This window comes from Nostoc sp. DedQUE08, from assembly GCF_034530895.1.
GTDB lineage: Bacteria > Cyanobacteriota > Cyanobacteriia > Cyanobacteriales > Nostocaceae > Nostoc.
The window spans coordinates 120434-143242 of sequence record NZ_JAVRCD010000017.1 but is presented as its reverse complement, the minus strand read 5'-3'; the positions used below and the strand labels follow the sequence as shown (position 1 = coordinate 143242).

Here is a 22809-nt window from a genome sequence, read left to right as displayed (position 1 = left end):
ATATTGCTGTTTACGCTGCTTGATTGAATTAAAAATGGATAAAGTCGAGCTAAGTGTCTATCTATGCAATACACTCTGAACTCACTCCACTCTTTTCTCCTAAAAAGAAATCATTAGTGAAATTGTTTTAAGATATAACTCGTTTTGTCAATAGTGATTACGCTGTAAATTATCTATGCTATTGAGTATCTCATTAAGCTTTATACTAAATTTTATGGCAAGGATGAACGATGCTTTTAAATATGCGTAGGCGTAGCTAGTCTTTTCTATGAAACGCTATGCGAAGGCATCACAGGCTGGAAATTTGCGTTTGTAACCTCAATTTTTACTAAATTTAATCACCATTACTTATTGACAAATGGTTAATGACCTTAACCTGTCACCAATGAGTAAAGGTAAGCAATTACTTGATTACCTAACAGAGGCAAACAATTATGTCAGTGAAAATCATCCAATCTAAGTTTGGTTTAGTTTTAACTTGTTTACTTGGACAAATAATGTTGTTGGCTGCGCCAGTACAAGCTGGAGTGGAGGGCAAAAGCTACGATGTCAATGTTCAGTCAAGTCAGGGAGATAATTTTACTGCTTGTTTTGAATTTAACGCCAATGGTAGCAGCCTTCGCTCTGTTGGACAAGACGCTACTTATGAGCTAAACGCTACTTATAGCCGTACAAATCAAGGTCGGGATCAGAGAAATTGGCAAGCAGTAACAAATCCCAATTCAGAAGAAAGTGTCGCACTTAGCGGTCAGGTAAGAGGAGACTTGATTCCAGATCGGAGGATAAGTGGTAATGCTATCAATTCCAAAGGCACTACTTATACATTTAATGGAACACTCTTATCTGGGGAAGTATGTCCAGAGTTTTTGATTCAAGGGGAAGGTCAAGAAAATCCCTTCTTCAAATAATTTAATCTACGCAGATATGATAAACCAGATGAGCTTTTGGTTAACGAAGACAGACAATTTATAAAAGATGTTTGTAGACTATGGTCAAGACAATACCTGTGTCATCAGCATTTAAATTCTGTCAAGTTCGGTAGGGCGTAGTTTACTGCCGTAGGCATTGTGTTTAGCTCAATGAAGACTCTATAAGTTCAATTTAGCTTCATTTCTCCCGCCTGAGAGTTACTTGAATTCACTGGCGGGATTTTGGCTGGAATCAAGTCGGGAGTTTTAGCAGCGATCGCTAAATTTAATCTTGGTAGAGTACCTTTAACAATAGATAATCATTTTAGTTAACCAAAATTAAACTCGATTAATCTATGGCATCAATAACCGGGAAAGTTGCAATTATTACTGGTGCATCGCGGGGAATTGGACGAGCGATCGCACTCAAGTTAGCTGGTAACGGCGCATCTATTGTCGTTAACTATGCAGGGAATGCAGGCAAAGCACAAGAAGTTGTTGCAGAAATTGAAAAGTTGGGAGTAGAAGCGATCGCTATCCAAGCTGATATTAGCAAAGTGCCCGACATCAAAAGGTTATTTGAACAAACACTTGAACGTTTTGGTAAAGTCGATATTTTGGTCAATAATGCTGGAATTGCTTTCTATAAACCAATTACTGAGGTGACAGAAGAAGATTTCGACGCGATTTTTGCCATTAATGTCAAAGGCACTTTTTTTGCTTGTCAACAAGCCGCGCAGCACATGACAGAAGGCGGACGGATTATCAATTTTTCCTCATCAACCACGGTGATGATGCTGCCAACTTATAGTGCTTATGTAGGAACCAAGGGTGCTGTTGAACAAATCACGCGGGTACTAGCTAAAGAATTAGGTGCAAAAGCGATCGCAGTTAATGTTATTTCTCCTGGCCCCACCGATACAGAACTATTCCGAGAAGGCAAAACACAAGAACAGATAGATCGTTTAGCGCAAATGGCTGCTTTTAATAAACTGGGAGATGTGCAAGAAATCGCCGATGTAGTAGCATTTCTTGCTAGCGACGAAGCTAGGTGGATCACTGGGCAAAATATTCGTGTCAACGGTGGAATCGCGTGAGGAAAAGCTCTCCTAACGATCCCCGTTTTCAAACCTCAGTCAGGAATGTGCAACGCCGTAATCGAAATTTAAGTCATGAATTCCAATATCAATCTTTTCACACCAGTTCAGCTTGGCCCTTATACTCTACCAAACCGAATCGTAATGGCACCGATGACGCGTTTACGGGCAATTGCAAGTATTCCCAACTCGCTAATGGCAACTTACTACACCCAACGCGCCAGTGCTGGGCTGATCGTTACTGAATGTACAATGGTTTCACCTCTGAGTTTAGGATACATTAACTGTCCAGGAATTTACTCAGAAGAACAAGTGGCAGGATGGCGGTTGATAACTAATGCAGTACACGAACAAGGGGGCAGAATTTTCTTGCAACTTTGGCATTCTGGGAGAGTTTCTCACTCAGCTTTACTTAATGGAGAATTGCCAGTTGCTCCCAGTGCGATCGCAGGGATTGGCTCACTCCACACACCCATAGGTAAAGTATCGTTGGAAACTCCCCGCGCTTTAGAAACTCCAGAAATTACTGAAATTGTCGAGCAATTTCGCAAAGGTGCCGAAAATGCCTTGGCAGCTGGTTTTGATGGGATTGAACTTCACGGTGCATTTGGCTATTTAATCGATCAATTTCTCCAAGATGGCTCGAACCAGCGCACAGATGAGTATGGCGGTTCAATAGAAAAGCGTAGCCGATTCCTCTTAGAAGTTGTGGAAGCAGTTGCTAGCGTTTGGGGTGCAAACCGGGTTGGGATCAAACTTTCGCCAAGTAACACTTTTTATGGAATGCATGACTCCAACCCTCAAGAAACTTTTAGTTATGCTATCAATGCTCTTAACCCCTTTGGACTTGCCTATCTTCACCTGATGGAACCGAACGAAGTCGATTTAGCAACCCGCGAAGTCATGAACCCAGTTACACCCTACTTTCGGCAAATATTCCAAGGTACTTTGATTACTAATGGTGGCTACGATCGCCAAACAGGAGATAGCATTCTTGCTAGTAGCAATGCAGATTTAGTTTCTTTTGGCAAGTTATATCTTGCTAATCCTGACTTACCAAAACGCTTAGAACTTAACGCCCATTTGAACGCTCCAGATCCAAAAACATTTTATGCCCCTGACGCTACAGGATACACCGACTATCCATTTTTAGAACTTCAGACAAATTAAAGCAATCATAGTCATCTCTAAATCAAAAATATAATTTGTCAGTTGTACCATTTTTCGGTTTTATAATTGTCCAAGTAGGAAAACACAGCCGTGCTAGCTTCTGATTAAAACGGATTGCTGAATATGGGATGACATTTGTATAAAGTATTTATAACTTATACAAATAACGGCTGATTATCCGGTTGTAGAGTCTGTGCTTTTGCACTAAATATCACTTATCAGGCATTAAAAAATTATGGATTTGTCTAACTTTACTACACTTCAAAACTTAGAAGCTGCCTTTGGTGGCGAATCGATGGCAAATCGTAAGTATCTGTTTTTCGCAGATGTAGCGCGTCAACTTGGGTTTACAGACTTGGCGAAACTTTTTAAAGAAACAGCAGATCAAGAAACTGAACACGCTTTTGCACATTTTAAGTTACTACATCCAGAACTTGTGGTAGAAGATGCAGCTGCTTTAACTGATGAACAAAAGCGGGAAATTGTATCTCGCTGTTTATCTTTGGCAATTGAAGGCGAGACTTACGAATATACTACAATGTATCCAGATTTTGCCGCAGATGCCCAACGCGATCGCGACAATCCAGCAGCTGAAGAATTTCTCAAACAAGCTCAAGAATCTACCGATCATGCCAATACATTTCGAGAAGCTGCTCACCGTTTTGGCTTGTTAAAATTCATCGAAAATTACCACGCCGATCGCTACGCTGAAGCCTTAGAAGTATTAAATGGAGGACAAGCAGCAACTAGAGTTGCTGGTGAAGAACCTAAAACTCGGAAATGGATTTGTAAACAATGCAGCATGATTTACGATCCCGTTGCTGGCGATCCTGATTCGGGAATTGCACCTGGTACACCTTTTGAAGAAATTCCTGAAGACTGGGAATGTCCGATTTGCGGTGCTAGCAAAAAAACCTTTAAACCATTTGAGGAAAAAGTTGCAGCTTAAGACGACAATCAATTAGGCAATTTTTTTTAGCATATAAACGCGAAGCGTCTCTTGAGATGCTTCGCGTTCATCATTATTTATACACAGGGTTTGATCGTGCATTTACCAGAAGATAACAACCAATCTGATTGCACTTGTAGGTAATTTAGTTGAAGGTAAATATTTTTTATGTTTTTATAAATAGTTCAAAAGAGGATCTGCGCTTGCTGTGTAGATTACCTCAATATGAAGTAGAAGGTGTCTAATGCTGTACAAAATCTAACGTATTCACAGTGATAGAATGATTACAACAGTATAATTAAGCAATTTTTGAATACGTAATAACGCTATGAAGTTAGAGGATACTTCTCTTGAGTGGGCGCTCAAGCATCTGACAAGATATTACGACAGTGATTTTTACCCCAAGTCATTTGAGTTCGAGGCGATCGCCTATTATTGGGTACAAGTAAAAAATTATATACTGAACTTGGAGTTGCTAGACTATACGCCCAGAACCCCTTTTGCTTCGCTAGCATTCAAAGTAAATAGAACATTTCGTGTTGTTCATCAACTTGATCCAGTAGACGCCCTTATCTTTACGGCTCTTGTTTATGAAATTACTCAGATTATAGAAGATTATCGTATTCCAGTTTGCGATAGAATTGCTTGCTCCTACAGGATTAAAACAGATGTTAATGGGTCTTTTTTTGAAAAAGACGACGATGGGTGGACAAATTATATCGAGAAATCAGACGAGCTTGCTAATTCCTACCCTGATGGCTTTGTGTTACTTTGCGACATTACCGACTTTTATAATCAAATATACTTACATCGAATACAGAATATTGTCTCTGAAGCGGGCAGTAGTCCCTATTATGAACATGCAACAGTTTTAGAAAAATTTTTGATGGGTCTAAATACTAACACATCACGAGGCATACCTGTTGGGCCTATGGCTAGCATGGTTTTGGCTGAGGCTATTATGGGCGATATTGATAAGAAAATTGCAACTTTCACAAGAGATTTTACCCGGTGGGTTGATGATATTCGGATCTTCTTTTCTAGTAAGGAACAGGCTCAATTTTTATTGCACGAGCTAACGCGATATTTATACACTTCTCATAGACTTGTGCTTTCGGATCATAAAACACAAATTATTACTGTAAATGAGTTTAGGAGAAAGTACCACAAAAGTCAGGAAAAAATCGAAAAGGAAGCTGTATTAGAACGATTTGCAGGGTATCTACATGAGAAGAGAATAAAATTAAGTAATCCTTATCCTTCGATACTTGAATCCAATGATAAAGAGGCAGCTATTAATTTTGAAATGCTAGAAAGTGATGAGAAATTCAAAATTATAACGGCTGCATACGAAGAGCTTTTCGTAAAAATTATAGGAGCAGAATACCTTGATTTAGGGCTAACAAGATATCTTCTTAGACAAGCAACTAGCTACCGATACCGCAATTTAGTCCCCATAGTCTTAGACAATTTTGAAACTTTGCTACCTGTTATTAGGGAAGTAGTTATATACCTTAATCGAGTACTTTCTGAGAGGCAGGTACAAAACTACAAAAATAAATTTGAACAGATTTTAACTCAAGAATATCTTGCTTTGCCTTATATCAATATTTGGGTGTTTAACCTTTTTCAAAACGAACACTTTAACAAAATAATATTATCCATCGATTATGGCTCAATCAAAAGAGTTCGAGAGAAAGCGTTAATTGCAAAACGTAAAAGAGATACAACATGGGTGAAAGATCACAAAGACGGTTTGGATGTCCTTGGCCCTTGGGATAAAAGAGCTATTCTATATGCCGCAACAGTTTTATCACCTGATGAAATGACTCACTGGCTTAATCTAGCTTCAGCACGAGGAGATATCCTTGATAAAGCAATTGTAGCCTATTTACGCAGCAAGAATAAGCCTTAATTTTAAATGATTCTTTCCAACACTGGATATAGAAGTTGCCCGTAGAAACCATATATGTATGAGGATATGCCGAAGGCTTTACGCTGCGCTAACGTAATTCGTTTAGGAAGTAAGAGTCTTCTCAATGCGACGGTCAGGAATCAGCCACATGATTGCGACTAAAACGTACAATGCACAAGCAAACCATGAGTTGACAAAGGCAAGTGGAATTCCCACAGCATAGACAACTACTGATATTTTTCCTTTGAAGTCTTCACCAACTGCGATCGCTAGAGTCGAATCTTTGCCGTGGTGAGAAATCAGGGTGCGGGTCAGAATGAAGTAAGCGATCGCATTCAACAACAACACCGTACCATAAAGGGCAACAGGCATGGCGGCAAAGTGATTTTCGCCCATCCAACCAGTGACGAAGGGGATTAGCGACAACCAAAACAGCAGATGCAAATTCGCCCAAAGGATACGCCCATTAACCTGTCGGACTGCTTGTAGTAGGTGATGGTGATTGTTCCAGTAGATGCCGATATATATAAAACTCAACACATAGCTCAGAAATACTGGGATTAGTGGACGTAGCGCGGCTAAATCGAACCCATGCGGCACTTTGATTTCCAGCACCATGATAGTGATAATGATGGCAATCACCCCATCGCTGAATGCTTCTAATCTCCCTTTTCCCATGTACGCATTCCTTTTCTATTTATTTAAAAGTAAGTTGTGAGACTCTGTACTTTATCGTATCAAGTAGCCGCTGTTGATGAAGATTCTCTGCAAGCGCAAAATCAAAATCTTTAATTCTCACTTGCCAATTTCCGCCGTAATTCCCGAATAGCAGCGCTAGTATTGCGCTCGTAGGCAATTTTCAAAGACTCTGTGACTACTTCTGACACATTGATGTTAGGGAAATAACGGCTATTGGTTTCAACAGTGTAGATATCGCCCTGCAATCTGTAAATTACCAGCTGGTTTTTCCTAAACAACCAAACTTCTGGTACTCGATAATGTAGGTAGTCATTAACATCGGTATAGCTGGTGATGTCTATTTCCACCACTAAATCAGGTGATGGATCGACACCCCAATTAATTCGATCTTTACCTGCGATCGCTTCCCAGTTTTCAATATAAAAACAGTAGTCTGGTTCTATACCACTTTTCTGTGGTAGTTCCATTGTGATTGGGGTAAAAGCCTCGTATTCTCGTCCCAAACAATCGAGCAAAACTTTGACTACATCTGCAATTACACTTACTTTAGGCCCATATTCTGGTAGCGGTGCCATCAAGAGAATTTCTCCATCTCGATATTTAATACGAGGCGAGGAGCGATCGCCTAGTTGTTCATTGAGTGCTTGATAATCTTGCCAACTTCCAGGTAGGCGTACTACCGCACCTGGGGGCAAATGGATTGTATCGGGTGTGACAACAGCAAACATACAACTGAACCTCCACCTCAACTGTAATATTTTAAATATCAATTGCTGCGGCTGAAAAATACAGCAGCTATAACAATTAAACCTAAAAGTGCTATAGGAACCCAGAGATTAGGGACATCCGATAAACTCATAAATGACTTCCAAATAAATATGATATATGAGGCAGATTGCAATAGACAGTTGCTACTTGATAAATCAACTTTTAAGTAAGCCTTCTTTTAACTTCCTCAGCTAGATTTTCTAGTAGTACTTCTACTTGTTCGCCTGTTTTCAAATCTTTGAGCGATGACTTTTGTGCTGCTGCTTCTTCAGAACCAATAATTACGCAAAATTGAATTCCTTGCTTCTCTGCTAATTGAAATTGTTTACCCAAGGGACGCTTATCAAAGTTCGTTATGACATTAATTCCCGCCTGACGCAGACGTTGAGAAACTTTTAAATAAGTAGGCATTAAATCTTCCTGCATATTCACTACCATCACTTGGGCTGGTGTAGCAGCTAAGGTATTTAGAATACCAGCTTTTAACAAACGACTAATTAAGCGAGTTAAGCCGATAGAAATACCGACACCAGGCATTTTTTCGCCCAAGAAGACCCCGACTAATTCTTCATATCTACCGCCAGAACATATACTACCTAAAGCTTCATGTCCTAATAGAGTTGTTTCGTAAACTGTGCCAGTATAGTAATCAAGACCACGGGCAATGGATAAATCAATACAGAAACGATTTTCGGCAACTCCAAGATTACGCACTCCAGTAATTACCGTTTCTAATTCGCTAACTCCTAAACTCAATTGCTCAGTTTCTAGCAGATTTTGGGCAAGGTGCTTGAGCTTATCTAAGACTTCATCAACGGAACCGTCTATTTTGATAAATTCAATGATTTTTTGCGCCTGCTCTACTGAAATTCCTTCTTTTTCTAAATCTTGTTTGACTTTACTTTCACCAATTTTTTCTAGAGTGTCAACAATACCAATACAAGATTTTATCTGATTTTCGGCAATACCCAATGATTTAAAGAAACCAGTCAGAACTTTTCGGTTGTTGATGCGAATTAGAAAATCACCAATATTAATTGCTTCAAATATCTCAGTGATAATTGCAGGCATCTGAGCATCATAGAGCAAACTGAGTTCGCGACGCGCAACTACATCAATATCGCACTGGCGGAACTGACGAAAACGCCCATCTTTTGCCCGTTCTCCCCGAAAAACTACATCGGTTTGATAACGAGCAAAGGGAAAGGTTAATTCATTCAGATGACGGGCAATATACGCTGCTAAAGGAACTGTTTGATCGAACTTTAAAGCTCTGGCTTCCGAACCAGTTTCACCCGATTTATCTCTCTCGGCTTGTCGATTTGGTGGCAATATGGGATTGATTCCATAAATGATATTATCGCCTTGATTACCTTTAGCTTGTAGCACTTCTAAACGTTCTACAGCAGGTGTTTCGATGGGCGTAAATCCATAGCTTTCAAAAACTCTACGGATGATATCTAGCAAATATAATTCTAGACGCTTTTCGCTAGGAAGAAATTCTGGAAACCCGCTAGGGGTAGAAAAGTTTATTTTGTCACCTTTGGCCATGCGTATACCTTACTAAGTTGAAATTTGAGATGAGAGTTATATCATGTCTAGTTGATTACTGAAACCCCTGACAGATTTTACTCCTATGTCTATTTTATTCGTTCTTCTTGCACCAATGTACGTTGATAAAGTTGATCGTTCTTAAACCAATGCCAGGTACGGAAACGATAGTTATTGCAAGGACTGAGGTAAATCACTTCATACAAGTAAGCACTCGGAGCCTTCTTAAAAGTAAATCGGAACATAATAGTTGCATCGTCTACTTCCCAAGCATTACCCTTAAGGCGTTCAGTGTCAAACCATACTTTTTTATCTCGATATAAACCAGGAAAATGATGTTCTTCTTGTTTGCCATTAGGCCATTTATAGCGATTTATTTGGTAGTATGAATAAGGAGGGTTTTCAATAAATTTGCAGCTTAAATGAGAAGTATATTTATCTAAAATTTTTCCTTCTGTATCAACTAGTGTATAAGAACCAGACCACTCTCCTTCTTGACGGGCCATTAGGGGCATTTCTATTTTCATGATAGACATGTTAAACTCCTATTTCTATAAGCTTTATTAGAGACTATTATTTTTCTTGTTATGAATTATCTATTATCCCTTCAGTATTCTTGATTATTAAACCACCAGGGGTCACTCATTGAGTTAGTTTTTAATCAAAATAGCTTTTTTTGGCATGAACCGTTTCAGCGCCGCTGCACCCATACGTGACTGTCTCAAACCGGAGAATTTGAAAGCGTTTTTGTCTGCCTCATGCATGATGGCTGTGAGTCCAGCATCGTTGATACTAATAGCACCTGCATCTATCTGGTAGGCAACTTCTAAGGCTTCTGTTTCTGAGGCAAATACAGCAGCACTTAATCAGTGCGGGCACGATTGTTATTATCAGGACTAATATTCCTTCTCGAATAAGTGAGCTACAACTTAATTATGTTCGCATATTATGAGTAGAGAGTGGGGAAGGTTATCAAAGACAGCTTTATTAATCATCGCTGGCGTAAATTCTTTAGATAAACTGGCAAAACCAATACTACACGCTGCCATGACATCGCTGTGGCCGCCAAAAATTGAGAGAGTTTGCGTGGCTAGCGATCGCCTTACGATCTATCCAGTTGAGCAAATTCATATCTAGCAACCTTTTTGGCCTTTCTTATCCGTCGAACTCACGCTAATTAGTGCCGAAATCCTGACTGAAAATTCTGCAATGCAAAATTCTGTTTTTCTTCCAAGCGATGCCTGCGGCGGGCTACGCCTACGCGTTTGTCGTCGGCTTCTAATGTTCCGGTTAAACGGCTGCAAGTAACCTCTGTATCCACACAAATATCTTTCGCCAGTCCCGTCGCCTGCGATCGCTAGTTGACGGTTTTATTGTCCACGCCCTGGCTTGCAATCTGCAAAACCCAACGCCTCTGTGTCGAGAAAACTTGCGATTCTCTTTCAGAGACACTACGTGAACGCCATCTCAATAACTGCTTCGATTGGATATTCAATTTCAGTAGCACGAGCTATTAGAGCGGTACGAATTCGTTCAGGTAAGCATCCTAAAATAACTTCGGCATCATTGGGGGAAAGTTGCTTTTGGAGTTTGGCTTGCATCGCTTTACTACCCTTAGGTTGGAATTTGGACGTTGTAGGTAGGTTCGGTGGCTCTTGTTTAGATATCCTCTTTATCTTCGATCGCCTGTTGCTCATATTCTGTAATGATGCTCTGAATGTCATCTGCGGCAATATCAACTTGTTCAGATTTTGCATAAACAGTCAGTAAAATAATTCCCATTGCTGTCTTGACGTAGTAAATAAGACGATAGCCACCGCTTTTACCTTTTTGAATGTCGCTATTTCGGACTCTTAACTTGAAGATCGCATAACCAACCCCAGGTATTTGATCTCCTGGTAATTCTCCCTGTTCAAGTTGTTCGATGATGGGTTGTATATCATTCCGAATACTGCGATACTTCTTGGCAAGAGTGCGTAGATTTCGGTTGAATGTTGGCGAAACTTCAACTTGAATCAAAGGCCGATCAGTCATTTTCAAGCCCTTCCCAAAGTTGAGCTACCGGGATAGTTTGCCCGGTCATGGCTTCGTGCCAAGCTTGCCCGAAATCTGCTAAGACTTCTGCTTGAGATTGATCGTTTAGAATTTCTTCTTCTGGAATTAGAACAATAACTTCTACGCGGCTATTCTTATCTGTTATGAGAGGATAATCTAATGTTAACTGTCCTTGCTCATTAATCGTTGCCATGACTTTAAATGCTTTCATTGCTACTCCAATATGCTAAGTAGTAGTGGTTAGGTTAATGTCCAAGTGTTTTATGAACGAATGGACTTGTTTTGTGAACGAATAGACTTGTGTTCTGAACGAATGGACTTGTTTTGTGAACGAACAGACTTGTGTTCTGAACCAAAACCATCAAAATTCTTCCAGATGCTTTGATTATCGCGCACGAAACTGTGGCAGAGGCGATCGCCTCTAGTAAAATAGATATTTTGAACAAGATGCGAATGCGATGCCAACTCTTGGAGACGCTTTGCGTAGCTTGCTTCTTTAAAGGAGTACGGCGGCAAGCTACGCCATTGGTTACGCTAATCAGTTGCATAGTGACGATCGCATTGGTCACTCCCCATTTTCAAACCACCAAGGGTCATTAGTAGCATTAGTTTTAATCAAAATAGCTTTTTTTCGCATAAATCGTTTCATCACTGCTGCACCTATGCGTGACTGTCCCAAACCGGAGAATTTGAAGGGGTTTTTCTCTCCCTCATGCATGATGGCGGTGAGTCCAGCATCGTTGATACTAATAGCACCTGCATCTATTTGGTATGCAACTTCTAAGGCTTCTGTTTCTGAGGCAAATACAGCAGCACTTAATCCATAGATTGAGTCATTGGCTAAAGAGATTGCTTCACCTACTACAGAAAAAGGCATGACTGGCATAATCGGGCCAAAAGTCTCTTCAGTCATCACTTTCATGGAATGATTAACTTGGGTAAGCACTGTGGGACGACACCACCAACCCCCACCTAAATCCTCTATTACACCACCGCAATGAATTACTGCTCCTTTTTCCACTGCATCTAGAAGATGATCGCTAATGATGGCTGCTTGTCTTTCGGCAATAATCGGGCCAATTTCTCCACTTTCGACTGTGGGATAGGCTAGCTCAAGGCGATGTGCTTTGGCTACTAGTTGATGATAAAACTTTTCAAATATCGAGTCTGCAACGTAAATTCGCTCAATTGAGAGGCATGACTGCCCGGTGTTGACAACAGAACTCCACAAGATTGCTGAGGTTGCTAATTCTAAGTTGGCTGATTCTAAAACGATCGCTGGATCTTTTCCTCCTAATTCCAAAAAAGCTGGAATAAACTGTTTTGCAGCTGCTTGTGCAACTTTTCTCCCTGTGGCTACACTGCCTGTAAAACATACCAAATCTACATTTTCAATTAAAAGAGATCCGGTTGCACCTGCTCCTTCGACAAAAGTTAATACCTCGTGCAGTTTAGGAACAGTGTTGAGTGCTGTAATTAGTGGTGCTACAAAGCGGGGAGTGATTTCACTGGGTTTAACAATGACAGCACAACCTGCCAACAACGCCGGAATGGTATCAACAGTAGACAGTGACAGCGGAAAATTCCACGGGCTAATTACCCCAACTAAAGGATAAGGAACAGACGTTTGTTGCAAGGCAATAAAGGGAATGGCTGTATTTTTTGCCGATTCTTGCAGCAATTCCGGTGCTAACCGACACCAGCGATCGATGCTGGAGAGGAAGGAGTCTATTTCTAATACCGAGGCTGACAATCTTCCTGTATCATTTACCAAAGCTTCCGTGAGGCGATCGCGTCCAGATATTATCGCATCTTTCCACTGCTGTAAAGCTTCAATTCTCCCCTCTAAGCCCAACTGCTGCCAGCGAACTTGTGCCCTGCGCGTCCGCTTACATTGCTGTACCACCAACCTTGGAGGCGGCGGGATAATTACGTAATCAAATTTGCCAGTTCGGGGATTGCGGACTTCTATTGGTTTTGTCATTTGTCATTTGTCATTTGTCATTTGTTATTACTTGCTAATCCCCAATTCCCATTCCCAAATTCAAATCATCCCCAAGTTGGTGAAGCACTCAATGGTAGTTTGCTGTGTTTGCAGGAAGTGTTTGCGGTCTACTTCTCTTCCAGCATAGTATTAGCAGGGTAAAAGTGTGATTGGCGATCGCTTGTTTGGTTAATTGCATAACAAGTAACTTGCGATGCTAAAGCGCAGTACGATTCTAAATTAGTGGACATGGAAAATTGAGAGCCATAACAAATGACCAATGACCAATGACCAATGACTAATTTAGAGAATCCGATCGCCACCCCAGAGCGATCGCACAAGTTTATCTGTCAATTCCAAGCCAAACATCTGTGCGGCAAATTTATTACCTGGATCGCGTTCAGCACTGATACGGCGGAGTTCTAAATCACGAGCAGCTAAAGCTTCTCGTGCATCTTCTGGCACAGGTTCGGCTACATCTACCCAAGTTAACCAGCGATCGAGTGTTTCGCGTGCAAGTGTACGAGTTAGTTCGAGAGTTTCAAAAGTAGGTGCGCCTGTGTAACACAAGCTAACAGGCGATTGAAATAGACGAATATAAGTACTTTTGCTGGTAAATACCTTGAGCCGTGAATCTGATTGTAACTTTAAGAATGTTTGATTAACTGGCTCATAGTAGCGATCGAGATATGCCAAATCGGTTAAAAGCTCAGTTCTGGCAATGTAATCTATATAAAAGAAAATATTTCCATCTGGAAGTGTGCCAAACTCAAAGGCCAAATGAGGAACCTGAATATGGGACTTCAACCAAGTAGTGAGACGCATAGTACCAAAGTTTGATTTTTCCGGGTTTCCCAACCACGAATGCACTAGCCAGTCAATTTCTTCTCCAGAAAAAGCAGTCAGCGAACCTTTCATGTTGCCATCAAGACTGCTATATTGCTGTAAATTTTCTACAGAAGCGTCTGGATGTAACCGAAAACGAGCCTCTAATTTTTGGCGGAGTTCCTTTGTAATCTCCCACAACTGCTCAAATACAGCTTTATTATCTAAATCAGTTGGTTGCTGAGTCATGGTTTGAGTTTGCAGTTTTTTTATAAACTTCATATTTAGTTTGACACTTTCCGGTATCTAATTCGTTAGCGATCGGGACTTACGCACAAGTCACGGAAGATCAAACCACAGAGAACGCAGAGAACACAGAGGAATAAGAGTTAGAGAGCTTCAATTATTACTAATAGAAAATCCTCGACGCGTAGGTTTAATATTAGCTAACTCCACCTGAAAGCTTACTTTGTCCTTCATTTCCCCGCTTCTCGCTTCCAAAGTCCACTTACCAGGACGTAAATTCCAAAATAAAGAATTAGCTGAGTTTGTATCTAACTTTTCGCCATTTAACCACCACTCGACTGGTGCAGATTTATTTCCCGCTAGCTTAAATTCGAGTTTTTGCTGCGTTTCTTTACCAGGATAAACTAAAAATAAATCGCCATGATGCGGAGATAAAATTCTTAAATTGGTAGAAGTAAAATTTGACTGCTGTTGTTTTGCCAACCATTCATTATATTCTGGTGGCAAATTGAATTGATAGTCGCGTTCGTAATTACTTTTATCTTCAGGATAGAAATATTCTTGCACCACTGAGGTACAATCTGGGGTGGGTCGTAATCCAGAGATTGCACAAACAGGTAATTGCACTAAACCTTCTGGAGATGGAAAACCTGCTGGTTCTTGATGTTCGTGCAGATGTAACATAATTCGATTCCATAAAGGTGCTGCACCTGTCACACCTGAAACTTGTCGCATCGGTTCGCCGTTGAAGTTGCCTACCCAAGTAGCGACGGTGTAATCTGTAGTGAAGCCAACAGTCCAAGTATCCCGAAAATTGGAAGAAGTGCCAGTTTTAACAGCAACAGGAAAGGGTAAATTTAACACCGAGTCTACACCAAATGCTGTTGCACGAGCATAGCTGTCACTGAGTATGTTGGTGATTAATTGCCAGATTGTGTGATTAAGGAGTGGGGAGTTTGTAGAGACGCGATTCATCGCGTCTGTAGGGATTGGGGAATTGGAAAATGTGCTTACTAAAGAAATCGCCTCTCCTTGTCGTGCTATGGTTAAGTATGCACGGGCTAATTCCCAGAGACTGACTTCGCCACTACCTAGAGTCAAACCTAAACCATAATGTTCTGGAGTTTGATTGAGGTGTTCAAATCCCAGTTGATGCAGTCGTTCTAAAAAAGTTTCCACACCAACTTTTTCTAACACCTTTATTGCAGGTACATTTAAAGAATTTGCTAAAGCGATTCGCACCCGCACAGGGCCAAGAAATCTTTCGGTGTAATCTGTGGGGCTGTAAAGTTTCGCGCCGGGAATTGCATAATGGGCGGGTACATCTGCCAAAATGGTATTTGGGCGAATTAAACCTTTTTCTAAAGCTAATTCATAAACAAAAGGCTTGAGGGTAGAACCTGGTTGACGTAGTGCTTGCACTCCATCATTGCGTCCCAGTTTAGCTTCATTAAAGTAATCAGGTGAACCGACATAAGCCAAAACTTCACCAGTGTGGTTGTCAATCACCAACGCAGCAGCATCATGGACATTGTTAGCGGCTAGGGAAGAAATTACCTGTTGTACCTGTGCTTCCACAAACTGCTGTAAAGGGCGATTTATAGTTGTGCGGATGGGGAAATTTTGTTCTGTTTGCGTTTTATCAAACTGATTGGCTAACCAAAATAAAAAGTGTGGTGCAGCGATAATTCCCCCTTGGCGAGACTGAAACACAACCTTTTCGGTGTGTGTTCGGGTTGCGATCGCACCACTAATATACTTTTCCTGTACCATCCGATTAAGGACGTATTTTTGCCGCTGCTTCAGCCGTTCCCAATGTTCGTAAGGATTAAAGTATGTGGGATTATTGGGAATAGCAGCCAACAAACTAGCTTGAGCAAGATTCAATTCACTAGCTGGAATGGAAAAATAAGTCTGTGCGGCGGCTTCCACACCATATATATTCCCGCCCATTGGTAGCCGATTGATATATGCAGCCAGAATTTCATCTTTGTTCATCCCTGCTGCTAACCGCCAAGCTAGCCAAATTTCACTCAGTTTACCAGAGAAGCTGCGCGGCACTGGATCTAACATCCGCGCTAACTGCATGGTAATTGTAGAAGCGCCAGAAACAATTCTTTTGGCGTGCATGGCTTCTTTGCTGGCGCGGATAACAGCTTTCATATCCAACGCCCCATGATGGTAAAAGCTGGCATCTTCGGCGGCTAAAATCGCATGGATAAACTGGGGCGAAACCTGATTTAGTGGTACTACTGATGTATGCTCTTGGTCGCGGGTGAGCAATGTTCCTAATGGTAAACCATTGCGATCGCTAAATTGCATTGCCAACTGATTTTGAGCAATATCTGCGGCACGAATGGGCGCAAAATAAGGTAGTAAGCGTACCACCAGACAGATTAGCAGCACAGCCAGGATAACTTTACTACTGTGCTTAAGTTTGAGTAGCGATCGTAAAATTAGTTTCATCAGGGAATCCCCTGTCCAAGAAAACCTACCTTAATTTTGACGCAGCGATTACATCTATATCAGTCAATATGTCAAATCCTTAATAATTTATTTGAAATCACTTAGCAGATGTAAATTAATATTTGCAGAAGTTAAATACTTATTAATTAGTTAAGAATTGTAGTGATTTTTTGGAACAATTACACTAGATTGGTTATCTATGTAAATAAACATAGTTAAATCCAAAGTCTGAGTAAAAAATAGTCGTCTGCATCCCTTATTAATCTTGCCATTACCAAGTAAATCAGGTAATGCAAGCTTTTGCCTGCTATAATTTGTGAATTTTTTATTTTGAATTACTAAAAAATATGATTATCAAATTTTTACTCAGTTCTTATCGTAAAATTCTCTATCTCTTTCTTAACGTCATTAGCGGTTTGTTAAAAAAAATTAGTCATTTTTCACGCCAGAAGAGAAAAATACAATTTATTCTTCTCTTCACATTCATGCTAGTGATGACAGGATGTAATTTCTTTAGTATCAATTCAAGTAAAGAACAACTTCCAGCAGTATCCTCACTCACACCACCAAAATTACCAGACTGGATTGAACAAATAAGTCCCATTGGAGATGCAAAACCCCTCAACCAAATCCGCATCCGTTTTAAAGAAGCTTTAATCCCAGTTGAAAGTCTTGATAGTCCAGAACAGCAAAACATATTACAAAAATTTGCCCTTTGGCCGCCTTTACCCGGTCAATTTCGCTTTTTAACACCACGCATGGTGGGATTCCAAGCTGAAAAAGCATTACCAATAGCGACGAGGTTTCAAGTTACTCTGAAAGCAGGTTTAGCCGATTTAAAAAATCATCGCCTAGACAAAGATTTACCTTGGACTTTCAACACTGAATCCATTAAATTAACTAATTTACCTGGTGTCAATCCCATAGAGAAAGCTGATATCGAACCAATTGCTTTACAACAGAAGTTACAGTTTACTTCTAATGTAGAATTGGATTTAGCTTCTGTACAAGAACATTTACAGCTAATTCCCGAAGGTAAAAGTAAAGGTACAAATTTTAAAGTTGAATTAAACAAAGAAGAAAAACCATTAAAAAATGAAGAAGATCCTTTAGAAAAATTTGACCCTTCAGCACGTAATTGGATTTATAATCTCATCCCACAGCAAAATCTGGAAAAAGCAACCAGTTATCGCTTAGTATTTTCTCCCGGAATACGTCCTGCTTATGGCAATCTAGCGACAGAGAAAGAATTTGCTAGTAAATTAGCAACTTATTCGCCTTTAGCATTTCAGAAAATTAACTATTACGGACAGCCGGATTCAGGCGGAACATTTGGACGATTTGTTAAAGGCAGCCCGCAGCTAGAATTTAATAACATTTTATTAGCAGATTCAGCTAAAGAAAACATTACTATTAATCCAGCACCCAAAGAAATTTCGAGAATTTTGGAAGTTAATGATGAAGATAAAATTGTCGGGATTAATCCTTATGCGCTAGAACCTGCCAAGACTTATACAATTACTATCGGCGGAAATCTCAAAGATAAGTTTGGGCAAACTTTGGGTAAACCTGTCACCCTTAAATATGACACTGGAGATTTAGCTGGGGATATTTGGGTACCATCAGATTTGAATATTTTCCCTACAAGTAAAAATTTACAGCTAAATATTAGTACGGGAAATTTGCCAGAATCTAAATATAAAGCCGCTTATCGAGTAGTTAAACCGACAGATTTAGTTTATTTTAATAATAGTAGTGATTTATTACCACAACCTTCTGAATGGCAAAGCTTTAAGGTATCGGTTAAGAAAAATCAATCAGTTGATATTGCTGTTCCTCTGCGGGAAAAAATAAATTCTACTACCGGCATGTTAGCTTATGGAGTCCAAGCCCGCACGAATAAATATCAAGAGAATGGGAAGGAACTGTGGCGCGAACCTACGACTTATGGCATGGTTGAATTGACAAATTTGGGCGTATTTACTCAATGGTTTCCTGAGTCAGGGTTAATTCGTGTCAATCATCTTACAGATGGTTCGCCAGTTCAAGCGGCTGCTGTTGAAATTTATCAATCAAAATTACAAGCAAAATCTCGTCCAGAACCAGTACCTTGTGCAACAGGTAAAACTGATGACAATGGAATTTTTAGAATTGTTCGTGAAGGATTACAAAAATGTTATTCTGGCAATGAAAGCTCTAGTAAATCACCACAGTTATTAGTAATTGCCCGTGAGAATCAAGATTGGGCATTTGCTAGAACTGAAGAATATAGCGGTGTTTATGGCTACGGTATTGATGCAGGTTGGCAAGATAAGAAGCCAGAATCACGCGGGGTAATTTTCTCAGATAGACAGTTATATCAACCAGGAGAAAAAGCTTGGTTGACTGGTTTTGCAGACTATTTACAAAATGGTGCGATTCAGCAAGATAAAAATGCTGCTTACCAATTAACTTTGGTAAATCCCGACGGGCAAAAAACCAGCTTAGGTACGCAAACCACAAATGAATTTGGCAGTTTTTCTCTGGAACTGTCAATCAAAACTACTCAGCGCTTAGGCTACTATACAATCCAGGCGAAAGGTAAAAATGGACAAGAAATTTCTGGAGAGTTTCGGGTAGCTGAGTTTAAGCCACCCAACTTTAAAGTGGAACTTAACTTAGATAAAGAATTTGCATATATTGACGAGAAAGTTAATATTAATGCTACAAGTAATTATTTGTTTGGTGCGCCTGTAGAAGGTGGAGAAGCAAAATATTTTATTACTCGCCAGCAGGCTGATTTTGTGCCTAAAGGTTGGGAGGGATTTACTTTTGGTAGGCAATGGTTATGGCCGGAGGAAACCCCTACTATATCTACTGATGTATTGCAAACTAATGCCCAACTAGATGCTAATGGTAAAAGTAGTCAAACTGTAAATGTGGCAAATGATTTACCATATCCGATGACTTACCAAGTAGATGTGCAAGTTGCAGATGTTTCTAATCTATCTGTAGCGAATTCCAAAACATTTACAGCCTTACCGAGTAATCGCCTCATCGGACTAAAAAGTAATTTCATCGCTGATGCTGGTAAGGCTTTTCCTGTTGAAGTGATTGTTACTGACCCTACAGGAAAAGCAATCACAGGTCAACGGGTGCGTTTGGAATTACAACAGATTAAATATAGCAGCGTTACGCAGTTGGTGGAAGGTAGTCAAACTCCAAAAAATCAAGTTGAATATAAAACGGTAGGACAAGGTGAAATTACATCTGCTAGCAATCCGCAATCGGTAAGTTTAACAGCACCGGAATCTGGTTCATACAGGATTAGAGTTAATTTTAGTGATGCAAAAGGTGAATTAAGTGCCACAGATTTACAAATTTGGGCAACTGGAGAAAATCCAGTATTTTGGGGTTCTAAAGAAAAAGATGTCTTAGAAATTAAATTAGATAAAAAAGAGTTTAAACCTGGTGAAACTGCTACTGCAATAATTCAATCTCCTTATCCAGATGCAGAATTGTACTTTGCTGTAATTAAAGATAAACCCCTTTATCAGCAGATAATAAAAGTTCAGGGAGGCGCGCCACAAATTCAGTTTCAAGTTACGCCAGAAATGCTGCCAAATGCAGCCATTGAAGCTGTATTAGTTAGACAAGGTAAACCCATAAACCAAGTGGAAGCGGGAAGTTTAGATAACTTGGTGAAGATTGGTTTCACACCTTTTAAAGTTAATTTAGAAGATAAGTATTTAAAACTGCAAGTTAAGCCAGTGCAAGCATCATTAGAACCTGGTGCAGAAGAAACGGTACAGCTAGAACTGAAGGACAATCAAGGCAATCCCGCCAAAGGACAGTTTACAGTCATGGTGGTAAATGAAGCGGTGTTACAACTTTCTGGTTATCGTCCGCCAGATTTGGTAGATACAGTTTATGCAGAACAGGTAATACCTACCCGCTTTAACGATAATCGCGCGGATGTTATATTACAAGCACAAGATGTAACTAAACCGAAAGGTTGGGGTTATGGCGGTGGTTTCTCAACTGGTGCAGCAAATACTCGCACTCGCACCGATTTTCAAGCCTTAGCTTACTACAACGGTTCTGTGCTTACCGATGCAAATGGGAATGCACAGATAACCTTTAAACTCCCGGATGACTTAACTACATGGCGAGTGATGGCTGTGGCCACTGATGGAAATCTGCGTTTCGGGAATGGGGAGGCGACGTTTATCAGCACCAAACCATTGCTAACTAATGCCATCTTGCCACAGTTTGCCCGTCCAGGCGATCGCATTCTCGCTGGCTTATCTGTAACTAACAACACTGGGAATACAGGAAATCTCTCAATTAATGGCGAACTTAGCGGTAATGTGAAGTTTGCTGAGAAAAACCCCACAGCGACTTCTTTGCAAACCAAAGCTGAATCCGCAACTCACGCTTATCGTTTTCCCATGCTGGCGGATAGTGTGGGAACTGGTAAAGTTCGCTTTACGACTCAGCTAAATGGTACAGCCGCAGATGCTTTTGAAGTACCTTTGGAAATTAAGCCAATTGAAATTATAGAACAAGTGGTTGAATCTGGCGTCACTGAAAAACAGGTGAAGATTCCCTTAAATGTTGATAAAAATACCTTTCCTGATGCGGGAGGTTTAGATATTCAGTTGGCGAGTACTTTGATTCCAGAAATTAAAGCACCAGCAAAGCAGGCTGTAGAAGATAATGATTTACCATTTACAGAACCGGCGGCGAGTCAATTAATAATTGCTGCTAATTTGCAAATTATTGCACAGAAATATGGTCAGACATTTACAGAATTTAATCCTAGCCAACAGGCAAGTCAAGCAATTGAAAAATTACAAAAACTCCAAATAGCTGATGGTGGTTTTGCTGCTTTCCCCGGACAAGAAAAATCTGACCCTTGGGTTTCTTCCTATACGGGTGAATCTTTGGCTAAAGCTAGTCAGGTGTTCCCTAATTTAGTCGATTCTGCAATGGTGTCTCGCCTGAAAGCCTATTTACAAAAAGTTCTAGCAAACCCCGGAGAATATGACTTTTGCAAACAACTACTCTGTAAAAGGCAACTGCAACTTAATGCTTTAATCTCATTAGCAGAATTGGGAGATAAACGCAATACTTTCCTCGCAGATATTTATGAACAGCGCAATAATTTTGATGTAGCAACTCAAATTAAACTAGCGCGATACTCATCTCAATTCCCAGAATGGCAAGATGAATCTCAACAATTAGCGAACAAACTGCAACAGAATGTTTATGAAACTGGCCGCACAGCAGTTGTGAGTTTACCAACTAGTTGGGGATGGATGAGTTCATCTACTACGACGCAAGCGCAAGCTTTACGCTTATTTATTGCCAAACAAAGTAAACCCGAAGTTATAGATAAATTATTCCAAAGTCTTCTGGCATTGCGACGGAATGGTACGTGGCAAACCAACTATAATAATGCCCAAGCTTTAACAGCTTTGGTAGATTATAGTCAACTGCAACCCACACCACCTAATTTTGTTGCCACAGTGGAATTAGCTGGTAATAAGTTAGGAGAAAATCAGTTTAATGGCTATCAAAATCCCAGCTTACAGCTAAATGTGCCGATGAATAAATTACCTCGCGGGCGTAATGATTTAACCCTGCAAAAATCAGGTAATGGCACTTTACACTATCTGGTTGCTTATAATTATCGCTTGCAAGGTAATCAACCAGGCAGGTTTAACGGACTACGCATAACACGAGAAATTAGTCAAGTAAATAAAGAGAAAGTTTTGCAAAAAACAGGTCTTTATGCTTTCGATAAACCCTTGACTTTAGCATCTGGACAAGTGTTTGATATTGGTTTAGAAATCATCGCCGATCGTCCTGTGGATCATTTGGTGATAAAAGATCCCCTACCATCAGGTTTTGAGGCTGTGGATGCGAGTTTTCAAACTGCTACAGCTGCATTACAAGCAAAAGCCGATAGCTGGGAACTTGGTTTTAAGAATGTGTACCGCGATCGCATTATCGCCTACGTCGACCATCTGGAACCAGGAGTTTATAGCTTGCATTACTTAGTCCGTTCTGTGACACCTGGTACATTTTCTTGGCCTGGTGCAGAAGTTCACTTGCAATATGCACCAGAAGAATTTGGGCGTACTGCTGAGTCTACATTAATACTGGAGGATGGGAAGTAATTATTTATGCCA

Annotated in this window: 18 protein-coding genes and 3 pseudogenes; 7 read left to right on the top strand and 14 right to left on the bottom strand. The window is 40.3% G+C overall.

Going from position 1 to position 22809, the window contains the following annotated elements:
- The first annotated feature begins 434 nt into the window (after window positions 1-434).
- The 5 genes from RMY64_RS14100 (at window position 435) to RMY64_RS14080 (ending at window position 6039) form a co-directional block, all read left to right on the top strand.
- Window positions 435-908, top strand: coding sequence for a hypothetical protein (locus RMY64_RS14100; protein WP_322672306.1), 474 nt, complete (start codon window positions 435-437; stop codon window positions 906-908).
- A 356-nt stretch (window positions 909-1264) separates the two neighbouring features.
- Window positions 1265-2005 (top strand): SDR family oxidoreductase, encoded by a 741-nt coding sequence (locus tag RMY64_RS14095; protein ID WP_322700343.1) that lies wholly within the window; start codon window positions 1265-1267, stop codon window positions 2003-2005.
- 75 nt (window positions 2006-2080) lie between these two features.
- The gene (locus RMY64_RS14090) at window positions 2081-3175 is read left to right on the top strand and encodes an alkene reductase (protein ID WP_322700342.1); all 1095 of its coding nucleotides are present in this window, start codon (window positions 2081-2083) and stop codon (window positions 3173-3175) included.
- Between the two features lie 235 nt (window positions 3176-3410).
- On the top strand, window positions 3411-4124 hold the full coding sequence (locus RMY64_RS14085; protein ID WP_322691807.1) for a rubrerythrin family protein: 714 nt from the start codon (window positions 3411-3413) through the stop codon (window positions 4122-4124).
- 328 nt (window positions 4125-4452) lie between these two features.
- A complete protein-coding gene (locus RMY64_RS14080) occupies window positions 4453-6039 on the top strand; it encodes an RNA-directed DNA polymerase (protein WP_322700341.1) in 1587 nt (528 codons plus the stop codon).
- A gap of 102 nt (window positions 6040-6141) precedes the next feature.
- Here RMY64_RS14080 and RMY64_RS14075 read toward each other — a convergent pair whose 3' ends face one another.
- The 5 genes and pseudogenes from RMY64_RS14075 to RMY64_RS14055 all read right to left on the bottom strand — a co-directional run.
- Window positions 6142-6717, bottom strand: coding sequence for a TMEM175 family protein (locus tag RMY64_RS14075; RefSeq protein WP_322700340.1), 576 nt, complete (start codon window positions 6715-6717; stop codon window positions 6142-6144).
- Window positions 6718-6827: 110 nt separating this feature from the next.
- Entirely contained in the window at window positions 6828-7466 is a 639-nt protein-coding gene (locus tag RMY64_RS14070; RefSeq protein WP_322700339.1) for a Uma2 family endonuclease, read from the bottom strand.
- 202 nt (window positions 7467-7668) lie between these two features.
- Window positions 7669-9057: a histidine--tRNA ligase gene (gene hisS / locus RMY64_RS14065; RefSeq protein WP_322700338.1), complete on the bottom strand. Its 1389-nt coding sequence runs from the start codon at window positions 9055-9057 to the stop codon at window positions 7669-7671.
- A gap of 89 nt (window positions 9058-9146) precedes the next feature.
- Window positions 9147-9593, bottom strand: a complete 447-nt coding sequence (locus RMY64_RS14060; RefSeq protein WP_322672313.1) for a DUF3598 family protein — start codon at window positions 9591-9593, stop codon at window positions 9147-9149.
- 71 nt (window positions 9594-9664) lie between these two features.
- Window positions 9665-9923, bottom strand: a pseudogene (locus RMY64_RS14055) (aldehyde dehydrogenase); the annotation flags it as partial.
- Between the two features lie 82 nt (window positions 9924-10005).
- Here RMY64_RS14055 and RMY64_RS14050 point away from each other — a divergent pair.
- Complete coding sequence (locus RMY64_RS14050) at window positions 10006-10194, top strand: hypothetical protein (protein WP_322672314.1); 189 nt, start codon at window positions 10006-10008, stop codon at window positions 10192-10194.
- 40 nt (window positions 10195-10234) lie between these two features.
- Here RMY64_RS14050 and RMY64_RS14045 read toward each other — a convergent pair whose 3' ends face one another.
- From RMY64_RS14045 to pbpC, 9 genes and pseudogenes are all read right to left on the bottom strand, one after another.
- Entirely contained in the window at window positions 10235-10378 is a 144-nt protein-coding gene (locus tag RMY64_RS14045; RefSeq protein WP_322700337.1) for a hypothetical protein, read from the bottom strand.
- Window positions 10379-10427: 49 nt separating this feature from the next.
- Window positions 10428-10658: pseudogene (locus RMY64_RS14040) on the bottom strand (hypothetical protein).
- A 58-nt stretch (window positions 10659-10716) separates the two neighbouring features.
- Window positions 10717-11091, bottom strand: coding sequence for a type II toxin-antitoxin system RelE/ParE family toxin (locus tag RMY64_RS14035; protein WP_322700336.1), 375 nt, complete (start codon window positions 11089-11091; stop codon window positions 10717-10719).
- Complete coding sequence (locus RMY64_RS14030; RefSeq protein WP_322700335.1) at window positions 11084-11323, bottom strand: hypothetical protein; 240 nt, start codon at window positions 11321-11323, stop codon at window positions 11084-11086. Before RMY64_RS14030 ends, RMY64_RS14035 begins: the two co-directional genes overlap by 8 nt.
- Window positions 11324-11357: 34 nt before the next feature.
- Window positions 11358-11681 (bottom strand): hypothetical protein, encoded by a 324-nt coding sequence (locus tag RMY64_RS14025; protein WP_322700334.1) that lies wholly within the window; start codon window positions 11679-11681, stop codon window positions 11358-11360.
- Window positions 11678-13096 carry an aldehyde dehydrogenase family protein gene (locus RMY64_RS14020; protein ID WP_322700333.1) on the bottom strand — a complete coding sequence of 473 codons (1419 nt, stop codon included), beginning with the start codon at window positions 13094-13096 and terminating at the stop codon, window positions 11678-11680. Before RMY64_RS14020 ends, RMY64_RS14025 begins: the two co-directional genes overlap by 4 nt.
- Window positions 13097-13156: 60 nt before the next feature.
- A pseudogene (locus RMY64_RS14015) lies at window positions 13157-13269 on the bottom strand (nitrilase); the annotation flags it as partial.
- 130 nt (window positions 13270-13399) lie between these two features.
- A complete protein-coding gene (locus tag RMY64_RS14010; protein ID WP_322700332.1) occupies window positions 13400-14170 on the bottom strand; it encodes a red chlorophyll catabolite reductase in 771 nt (256 codons plus the stop codon).
- A gap of 150 nt (window positions 14171-14320) precedes the next feature.
- Window positions 14321-16633, bottom strand: coding sequence for a penicillin-binding protein 1C (gene pbpC, locus RMY64_RS14005; protein WP_322700331.1), 2313 nt, complete (start codon window positions 16631-16633; stop codon window positions 14321-14323).
- Window positions 16634-17127: 494 nt separating this feature from the next.
- Between pbpC and RMY64_RS14000 the strand changes: the two genes are divergently transcribed.
- Entirely contained in the window at window positions 17128-22797 is a 5670-nt protein-coding gene (locus tag RMY64_RS14000) for an alpha-2-macroglobulin (RefSeq protein ID WP_322700330.1), read from the top strand.
- Window positions 22798-22809 lie beyond the last annotated feature (12 nt).

What these genes read in the sequence shown, in the direction of transcription:
- RMY64_RS14020 (WP_322700333.1), bottom strand. Translation starts at nt 13,096, where the DNA reads ATGACAAAACCAATAGAAGTCCGCAATCCCCGAACTGGCAAATTTGAT.
- RMY64_RS14085 (WP_322691807.1), top strand. Translation starts at nt 3,411, where the DNA reads ATGGATTTGTCTAACTTTACTACACTTCAAAACTTAGAAGCTGCCTTT.
- RMY64_RS14070 (WP_322700339.1), bottom strand. Translation starts at nt 7,466, where the DNA reads ATGTTTGCTGTTGTCACACCCGATACAATCCATTTGCCCCCAGGTGCG.
- RMY64_RS14075 (WP_322700340.1), bottom strand. Translation starts at nt 6,717, where the DNA reads ATGGGAAAAGGGAGATTAGAAGCATTCAGCGATGGGGTGATTGCCATC.
- RMY64_RS14010 (WP_322700332.1), bottom strand. Translation starts at nt 14,170, where the DNA reads ATGACTCAGCAACCAACTGATTTAGATAATAAAGCTGTATTTGAGCAG.
- RMY64_RS14035 (WP_322700336.1), bottom strand. Translation starts at nt 11,091, where the DNA reads ATGACTGATCGGCCTTTGATTCAAGTTGAAGTTTCGCCAACATTCAAC.
- RMY64_RS14080 (WP_322700341.1), top strand. Translation starts at nt 4,453, where the DNA reads ATGAAGTTAGAGGATACTTCTCTTGAGTGGGCGCTCAAGCATCTGACA.
- RMY64_RS14100 (WP_322672306.1), top strand. Translation starts at nt 435, where the DNA reads ATGTCAGTGAAAATCATCCAATCTAAGTTTGGTTTAGTTTTAACTTGT.
- RMY64_RS14050 (WP_322672314.1), top strand. Translation starts at nt 10,006, where the DNA reads ATGAGTAGAGAGTGGGGAAGGTTATCAAAGACAGCTTTATTAATCATC.
- RMY64_RS14000 (WP_322700330.1), top strand. Translation starts at nt 17,128, where the DNA reads ATGACAGGATGTAATTTCTTTAGTATCAATTCAAGTAAAGAACAACTT.
- pbpC (WP_322700331.1), bottom strand. Translation starts at nt 16,633, where the DNA reads ATGAAACTAATTTTACGATCGCTACTCAAACTTAAGCACAGTAGTAAA.
- hisS (WP_322700338.1), bottom strand. Translation starts at nt 9,057, where the DNA reads ATGGCCAAAGGTGACAAAATAAACTTTTCTACCCCTAGCGGGTTTCCA.
- RMY64_RS14030 (WP_322700335.1), bottom strand. Translation starts at nt 11,323, where the DNA reads ATGAAAGCATTTAAAGTCATGGCAACGATTAATGAGCAAGGACAGTTA.
- RMY64_RS14060 (WP_322672313.1), bottom strand. Translation starts at nt 9,593, where the DNA reads ATGTCTATCATGAAAATAGAAATGCCCCTAATGGCCCGTCAAGAAGGA.
- RMY64_RS14090 (WP_322700342.1), top strand. Translation starts at nt 2,081, where the DNA reads ATGAATTCCAATATCAATCTTTTCACACCAGTTCAGCTTGGCCCTTAT.
- RMY64_RS14095 (WP_322700343.1), top strand. Translation starts at nt 1,265, where the DNA reads ATGGCATCAATAACCGGGAAAGTTGCAATTATTACTGGTGCATCGCGG.